Source organism: Muriicola sp. (genome assembly GCF_049669965.1).
Taxonomy (GTDB): domain Bacteria; phylum Bacteroidota; class Bacteroidia; order Flavobacteriales; family Flavobacteriaceae; genus Muriicola.
This window is the reverse complement of sequence record NZ_JBATLB010000279.1, coordinates 1-7,416: the sequence shown is the minus strand read 5'-3', so window position 1 is coordinate 7,416 and position 7,416 is coordinate 1. Positions and strand designations below refer to the sequence as shown.

General features: G+C 40.5%; 9 protein-coding genes. 3 read left to right on the top strand and 6 right to left on the bottom strand.

Features of this window, described 5'->3' with window-relative positions:
- Positions 1-75 precede the first annotated feature (75 nt).
- Positions 76-231 (top strand): hypothetical protein, encoded by a 156-nt coding sequence (locus WBM49_RS13715; RefSeq protein ID WP_424372611.1) that lies wholly within the window; start codon positions 76-78, stop codon positions 229-231.
- Between the two features lie 14 nt (positions 232-245).
- On the opposite strand, the gene frr is transcribed toward WBM49_RS13715, so the two are convergent.
- Complete coding sequence (gene frr, locus WBM49_RS13710; protein ID WP_424372610.1) at positions 246-800, bottom strand: ribosome recycling factor; 555 nt, start codon at positions 798-800, stop codon at positions 246-248.
- A gap of 41 nt (positions 801-841) precedes the next feature.
- Entirely contained in the window at positions 842-1,549 is a 708-nt protein-coding gene (gene pyrH / locus WBM49_RS13705; RefSeq protein ID WP_424372609.1) for a UMP kinase, read from the bottom strand.
- Positions 1,550-1,694: 145 nt separating this feature from the next.
- Between pyrH and WBM49_RS13700 the strand changes: the two genes are divergently transcribed.
- Positions 1,695-3,566, top strand: a complete 1,872-nt coding sequence (locus tag WBM49_RS13700) for a peptidase M61 (RefSeq protein ID WP_424372608.1) — start codon at positions 1,695-1,697, stop codon at positions 3,564-3,566.
- A 66-nt stretch (positions 3,567-3,632) separates the two neighbouring features.
- Here the strand turns inward: WBM49_RS13700 and tsf are convergent, their stop codons facing one another.
- From tsf to rplM, 4 genes are all read right to left on the bottom strand, one after another.
- Positions 3,633-4,457, bottom strand: coding sequence for a translation elongation factor Ts (gene tsf / locus WBM49_RS13695; RefSeq protein WP_424372607.1), 825 nt, complete (start codon positions 4,455-4,457; stop codon positions 3,633-3,635).
- A gap of 56 nt (positions 4,458-4,513) precedes the next feature.
- A complete protein-coding gene (rpsB, locus tag WBM49_RS13690; protein WP_424372606.1) occupies positions 4,514-5,647 on the bottom strand; it encodes a 30S ribosomal protein S2 in 1,134 nt (377 codons plus the stop codon).
- 227 nt (positions 5,648-5,874) lie between these two features.
- Positions 5,875-6,261 (bottom strand): 30S ribosomal protein S9, encoded by a 387-nt coding sequence (gene rpsI, locus WBM49_RS13685; protein ID WP_424372605.1) that lies wholly within the window; start codon positions 6,259-6,261, stop codon positions 5,875-5,877.
- Positions 6,261-6,716: a 50S ribosomal protein L13 gene (gene rplM, locus WBM49_RS13680; protein ID WP_424372604.1), complete on the bottom strand. Its 456-nt coding sequence runs from the start codon at positions 6,714-6,716 to the stop codon at positions 6,261-6,263. The genes rpsI and rplM overlap by 1 nt, the downstream gene beginning before the upstream one ends.
- A 240-nt stretch (positions 6,717-6,956) precedes the next feature.
- Between rplM and WBM49_RS13675 the strand changes: the two genes are divergently transcribed.
- Positions 6,957-7,416 (top strand): hypothetical protein (locus WBM49_RS13675; RefSeq protein WP_424372603.1); only part of this gene is annotated, 460 nt, incomplete at its 3' end.

Sequence of the window (7,416 nt, the reverse complement as noted above, 5' to 3'; positions counted from 1 at the left end):
GCCGTGATTTCAGAGGTGTGGTTCGTATCTTAGGGTCATGCGAATTTATGATCTGAGATTTGTTTTGTTGACAGTATGACCGGGCATGGAAAATACAGAAGATACGAACGCAGCATCTATCGTATTTTGATAGTAGTTTGCGCTTTAGCGGTGATCCTGGCGATTATAGCCATCTATTTCTTTGGTGAGAATGATACTACCTTTCTCGAATTAGGAGAACAACTAACCTAGGATCAAAAGGAGTTCTACACCTTCATGATCTCAACTTCCTTAGCTTCTAATACCTTATCAATGGTCTCTACATAAGAATCCGTAAGCTCCTGAATATCGATAATAGCATTTTTCTCAAGGTCTTCTGAAACTTCCAGGTTTTTAATCTCTTTATTGGCCTCCTGTCTGGCACTTCGAACACTTACCTTGGCATCTTCGGCTTCGGCCTTTGCCTGTTTTACAAGTTGTATTCTGCGTTCTTCCGTGAGTGGTGGTACATTAATGATCACAAAATCGCCATTATTCATCGGGTTAAAACCCAGATTTGCATTCATAATAGCCGTTTCAATGACCTGAAGCATGTTCTTTTCCCAGGGTTGTACAGAGATAGTACGGGCATCCGGAGTATTTATGTTTGATACTTGTGATAATGGGGTTAAAGAGCCGTAATACTCTACCATTACAGAAGAAAGCATTGCCGGACTTGCCTTACCCGCCCGGATTTTGACTAACGCTTTTTCCAGATGCGATATGGCACCGTCCATACTCTCTTTTGCAGAATCTATAACAAAACTAACCTCTTCGTTCATAGTAGTAATTTAGAAACAAAGTAACACAATTTTTTAAAAAACTAAAGATTTACAACCGTCCCTATGTTTTGTCCAGAAACAATCTTAAGGAGATTTCCTTTTTTATTCATGTCGAAGACCACTATGGGAAGTTCATTTTCCTGACTCAAGGTAAAGGCGGTAGTATCCATCACCTTCAGGCCTTTCTTAAGCACTTCATTGAAAGAGATGGTATCAAATTTTGTAGCATTTTTATCTATTTCAGGATCACTCGTATAGATGCCATCTACTCGTGTTCCTTTAAGGATCACATCGGCTTCAATCTCTATGGCCCTTAAAACAGCGGCAGAATCTGTGGTAAAATAAGGATTTCCAGTACCTCCTCCAAAGATCACTACCCGTCCCTTTTCTAAATGCCGCATGGCACGTCTTCTGATAAAGGGTTCTGCCACTTCATTGATCATGATGGCCGATTGTAATCTGGTTTGCACTCCTTTATCTTCCAGGGCACTTTGAAGCGCCAGTCCATTGATGACAGTTGCAAGCATCCCCATATGGTCTCCCTGCACCCGGTCCATGCCATTGCTTGCTGCCGCCAGGCCCCTGAAAATGTTGCCGCCGCCAATGACAATAGCCACTTCTATGCCCTTTTCTACCACCAACTTTATCTCATCGGCGTATTCTGCTAGACGAACGGGATCTATTCCGTACTTTTTATCACCCATTAAGGCTTCCCCGCTGAGCTTTAGAAGTATTCTTTTGTATGGCATTTGAGTGTCCTTGTTTGCTGACAAAAATAGTTAAAAAAATCGATGCCAAACGGCTTCACTTTGTATTAATCGAACTATAATATTTCAGGCTTATTTCTGTTATACTTGTTTAATTTTATGATCTTGTGTCTTAAATTCTGAATTTATGATTAGGAAATTTCTGATTTTGTCCCCGGTTTTACTGCTGCTTGGCTGTGGGGCAAGCCAGACCCTTGTTTCGGCAGAATCTCAGCCAATTGCTGTAAGCATAGACCTGGTGGAGGTTCAGGATGACAGGGTATCTGTCACTATAGATCCAGGTGTGTTTAGCGAAAATGAAACTTACTTCTACATTCCCAAGATTGTGCCGGGCACCTACAGCGAGGATAATTACGGGAAATATATTGACGGGCTTACGGCCTATGATTACGACGGAAGTATCTTACCCGTAAACAAGGTAGACGACAATAGTTGGCTACTTACAAACGCGCAAAAAGTAGATAAGATCAGCTATTTTGTCAATGACACCTTTGACACAGAAACGGAAGTTGAGGAGCCTGTTTTTTCTCCTGCTGGCACCAATATTCTAAAAGATGAAAATTTCTTATTGAACTTACACGGTTTCGTGGGTTATTTTAAAGGTTTAAAAGAAACACCTTATACCTTAACTATTAGAGCTCCTGCTTCTTTGGAGGCCTCAACCTCTTTACAGCGGATAAACACCGGATCTTCAAATAAGGGTGAGAACACCTATGTGGCAAACCGATATTTTGAAGTGATAGACAATCCCATCCTATATGCCCAACCTAATTCTGTGACTTTTCAGATCAAGGACATTTCGGTAACCTTAAGCGTGTATTCTCCAGATGGTAGCCTCAAAGCCAAAGACCTGCAACCAAAAATGGAAACTATGATGTTGGCGCAAAAGAATTTTTTAGGAGATATCAATGGCACTAAACAGTATACCATCCTGCTTTACCTGTCACAATTGTCTGCTACAGATGCCACTGGTTTTGGCGCTTTGGAACATCATAGTTCTACTGTGGTGGTATTTCCGCAACAAATACCAAGGGAAACCCTGGAAGAGTCTATGGTAGATGTGGTCTCTCATGAGTTCTTCCATATTGTAACTCCCTTGTCTGTCCATTCGCGAGAGATTCAATATTTTGACTTTAATGAGCCCAAAATGTCTATGCATTTGTGGATGTATGAAGGAACGACAGAGTATTTCTCAATGCTTTTTCAAATCCAACAGGGGCTTATTAGTGAAGCCGAATTCTATAGCAGGATCATGGATAAGATTTCTAATTCGAAGGGCTATGAGGACACCATGTCTTTCACTACCATGAGCAAGAATATCCTGGTAGAGCCCTATAAAAGTAACTATGCTAATGTGTATGAAAAAGGTACGCTGATCAATATGTGTCTGGATATTTTACTCAGAGAACTAAGTGGTGGTGAAAAAGGCGTTCGATGGTTAATGAAGGAACTTTCCAACAAATACGATGTAAATACACCTTTCAATGATCCCGATCTGATCGATGAAATCATTTCTATGACCTATCCTGACATCTCAGATTTTTTTGCACAACATGTTATCGGAAATGAACCTATTCCTTATGATCAATACCTGAAAAAAGTGGGCCTGGAAGTTACTTTCGCCGAGCAACCAGGAACATATTTTTATTTAGGACAAGAACCCTATATAGATGCTAACCCGGCAAACCTGGATGCCATCTTTATAAGAAAAGGAATGGAATTGAATTCGTTTTTTAAAGATTTGGGTGCCAAAGGAGGCGATATCATCAAAAATATTAACGGCACTGATATTACATTGGAAAGCATGAGGGGTATCGTTGGGCAAAGTTTTGGCTGGGACGCAGATAAGGAAATCTCAATGCGTGTTGATCGCAACGGGAAATTACTGGAACTCAAGGGAAAAGCAGGAACACCTACCTACAAAGAAAGATCATTGGATGTGGAAGAGACGCCCTCCGCAGCTGTTTTAGCACTTAGAGAAGCCTGGTTAAAAAAGTAGGATAGGGGAAATAAAAAACCGCCTCCCATGGAAGACGGTTTCTTATTGAATAAAATTGCTTTTTGGTTACCCCAAGGCAACACGTTCAAAAGCTGTTATTTTAAGTTTTGCATCGACCGACTTAACATACTGTGCAACACTTTGTTTACTGTCTTTGATAAAATCCTGATTAACTAAAGTATTGTCCTTAAAGAAACGTTGAAGCTTTCCCTGAGCAATCTTGTCTAACATTGCTTCCGGTTTCCCCTCTTGTCTTAATTGGTCTTTAGCGATCTCTATCTCTTTATCAATGGTCTCCTGATCTACCCCGGTCTGGTCAAGGGCTACAGGATTCATAGCGGCGGCCTGCATGGCAACATCCTTTGCTGCCTCAGCAGCACCATCAACAACAGCAGATAATCCTACCAAGGTAGCGATCTTGTTCCCTGCGTGAATGTAAGATCCAACAAAAGGTGCAGACAGTCTTCTAAATCCGCCTATCTCAATTTTCTCACCAATCACACCGGTTTGTTCTATAAGTTTTTCTTGTACAGAAATTCCGTTGAAGTTGGCAGCCAATAAGGAGTCCTTATCATTGTACTGTAAGGCTAAATCGGCCAATTCATTGGCCAGAGTTACAAAAGAATCGTTTTTGGCAACGAAATCTGTTTCACAATTAAGGGAGATGATCACTCCTTCAGTGTTGCTGTTATTGACCTTTGCGATCGCAGCTCCTTCCGAAGAATCTCTATCGGCTCTTTTTGCAGCTACTTTCTGACCTTTTTTACGAAGGATCTCTATGGCCTTATCAAAATCCCCTTCAGCTTCCACTAAAGCGTTTTTACAATCCATCATCCCTGCACCGGTAGTTTTTCTTAATGTATTAACATCGGCGGCCGTAATTTTTACCATGTCTTTTATTTTTTCGATACCGTATTTCGGTATACAGTTTTATATAGTTTTTATATTTATTCTACACCAGCTTTGGTGTTGTCTTGCCATTCCTTTAATTCATCCCATTTTCCTTCTGCAGCCATTTTTGCTTGTTTTGGCCAAGAAGCAGGATTTTTAGAGGCATATCTGGCGCCAGCTCCAGCAAGAATAGTCTTAAGATCATCTTCTGTTTTAACTGCCAGTTCCGCAAAAGATGTTATTCCAGCCTCCTGAAATACTTCAGAGATCTTTGGTCCAATGCCTTCCACTTTTGTAAGATCATCGGCCGCTGCTTTTTTATCTTTTTTAGGAGCTTCTTTTTTTACAGGCGCTTCAGCAACTGCTGCAGCTTCTTTCTCTTTTTTAGCTGCTTTTGGTTTGCTCTCTTTTACTCCTTCTTTGTCTACTGCCTCTGAAATTCTCTTTTTAGCTTTTGGTGCCTTTACTTCTTCACCTTCATTGTCTGCCTGCTTTTCTGACTTGCGTTCAGTCAAGCCTTCGGCTATGGCGCTGGTTACCTTTGTTAAGATCACTTCAATAGACTTAGAGGCATCATCGTTAGAAGGGATGATATAATCTATAGGTCTTGGATCAGAATTGGTGTCTACCATCGCAAAGATGGGAATATTCAATTTCTGTGCTTCCTTAACCGCAATGTGCTCGCGCATGGTGTCTACAATAAATAATGCACCGGGAAGTCTTGTCATTTCCGAAATTGAACCAAGGTTTTTTTCCAATTTAGCTCTGAGTCGGTCTACTTGTAAACGCTCTTTCTTAGACAAGGTGTTGAAGGTCCCGTCTTTTTTCATACGATCAATGGAAGCCATTTTTTTAACGGCTTTTCTGATGGTTACGAAGTTGGTCAACATTCCACCTGGCCACCTTTCAGTGATGTAAGGCATGTTTACATTGGCCACTTTCTCTGCCACGATGTCTTTAGCCTGTTTCTTGGTAGCTACAAATAGTATTTTCCTGCCGGAAGAGGCAATTTTCTTAAGCGCTTCTGAGGCCTCCTCAAGCTTTGCTGCTGTTTTGTAAAGATTGATTACGTGGATCCCGTTGCGCTCCATATAAATATATGGGGCCATATTGGGATTCCATTTTCTTGTTAGGTGACCGAAGTGTACACCCGCTTCTAAAAGTTCTTTAACTTCTACTTTTTTTGCCATTTTAATTAGTTTACGTTCTGATGAATTAGCAATGACCAAGTGGTATTCTTAGAAAAGAAAGCCTTGGACATTTAGATGCTAAACTAAATGTTACTGATTTTTGCCATAGCCGATGAGCGACCAACATGCAAAATTTCAGAATTTTAATTGTCCCATGACGAGGGACTTTCAATGAACTTGGGTTACTATATAGTAAGTGCTCTGTAAAGCACTCTTTTCTATTACTCTTAACGTTTAGAGAACTGGAATTTTTTACGGGCTTTCTTCTGTCCGAATTTCTTCCGTTCTACCATCCTTGGATCTCTGGTTAACAGACCTTCTGGTTTTAAAGCCAATCTATGCTCAGCATCTACTTCACATAAAGCCCTGGATATTCCAAGTCTGATGGCTTCTGCCTGCCCTGTAATACCTCCACCATAAACATTTACCTTTACATCATAAGCATCTTCATTGTTTGTAAGGGCAAAAGGTTGTTTTACCTTATACTGAAGAGTAGCTGTTGGAAAATATTCTGTCAGATCTCTTTTATTGATCGTGATGGCTCCTTTTCCCTTAGAAATATATACACGTGCAACGGCCGTCTTTCTTCTGCCTATTTTATGTATTACATCCATTATTTAAGGTTCTTTAGAGTTATTGTTGTTGGTTTTTGAGCTTCATGGTTGTGTTCTGCTCCGGCGTATACCTTTAGATTACGAAAAAGTTCAGCACCTAATTTATTCTTAGGAAGCATTCCTTTTACTGCTTTTTCAACCACAGTAGCAGGATTTTTAGCCCTCAGTTCAGCGGCTGTGGTAGAGCGCTGTCCACCAGGATATCCCGTATGGCGGATATAGGTTTTATCTTCCCATTTATTTCCGGACAGATGCACTTTTTCGGCATTAATCACAATAACGTTATCCCCGCAATCTACATGAGGTGTGAAATTCGGTTTGTCCTTTCCCCTTAGCATGATAGCCACTTTAGAGGCCAGTCTTCCAAGTGTTTGTCCTTCTGCATCTACCAGCAACCATTGCTTTTGAACGGTAGCCTTATTGGCTGAAACAGTCTTGTAGCTCAATGTATCCACTACTATTTGATTTAACTATTAAACAATTCAATCCCGTTTAACGGGCTGCAAATGTACAATTATAAAGTTGAATTACAAATGGTTGTTTCCTACTTTTTCATTTTTTTTCCAAAGAAAATATAGCTCTATGGGTGCGCCTTCTTCCCGGAATCTTAGTTAAGGAGAGCAAAGATTATGTTTTTATCTATACTTTTCCCCTATTTAATTCGTTTTGAGAGGATAACCCATTATTATTTACATATGCGAAATACAGTTGTTTTTCTTTTAGGTATCTTATTGATCAGCGCTTGCTCCACGGACAAGTCGAGCGACAATCCTGACAATTCCATTCTTGGAACATGGGATCTTACAGCGCTTACCATAGATGAAGGAACAGCCTCCGATGAAGAGGAGTTTGGTCAGGATATATTAAATGAACTTAGTGCTTCCGAATGTTATCTGGTCTCCCTTAGCTTTCGTGAGGATCTTACACTGGTTACAGAAGACGCCACAAATTATCTTGAAATAGGGGTAAACCCGGGAGGAACAGGATTAGAAGTGCCTTGCCCTTCTCAGATGGATTCAGATACGACTACTTACGTATATGCGGATGGGGTCCTAACCTTTGTGGATGAAAATCAGGAGACCATTACGGTAAATATTTCTATTTCAGGAAGCACCATGACGATAGCTGCTCAGGAATTAGATGTTGATAATTTCA

Bases quoted from the DNA above. Each gene is read 5' to 3' on its own strand.
- rpsI (WP_424372605.1), bottom strand. From the start codon at position 6,261: ATGGATGTAATACATAAAATAGGCAGAAGAAAGACGGCCGTTGCACGT.
- WBM49_RS13715 (WP_424372611.1), top strand. From the start codon at position 76: ATGACCGGGCATGGAAAATACAGAAGATACGAACGCAGCATCTATCGT.
- pyrH (WP_424372609.1), bottom strand. From the start codon at position 1,549: ATGCCATACAAAAGAATACTTCTAAAGCTCAGCGGGGAAGCCTTAATG.
- rpsB (WP_424372606.1), bottom strand. From the start codon at position 5,647: ATGGCAAAAAAAGTAGAAGTTAAAGAACTTTTAGAAGCGGGTGTACAC.
- tsf (WP_424372607.1), bottom strand. From the start codon at position 4,457: ATGGTAAAAATTACGGCCGCCGATGTTAATACATTAAGAAAAACTACC.
- WBM49_RS13700 (WP_424372608.1), top strand. From the start codon at position 1,695: ATGATTAGGAAATTTCTGATTTTGTCCCCGGTTTTACTGCTGCTTGGC.
- frr (WP_424372610.1), bottom strand. From the start codon at position 800: ATGAACGAAGAGGTTAGTTTTGTTATAGATTCTGCAAAAGAGAGTATG.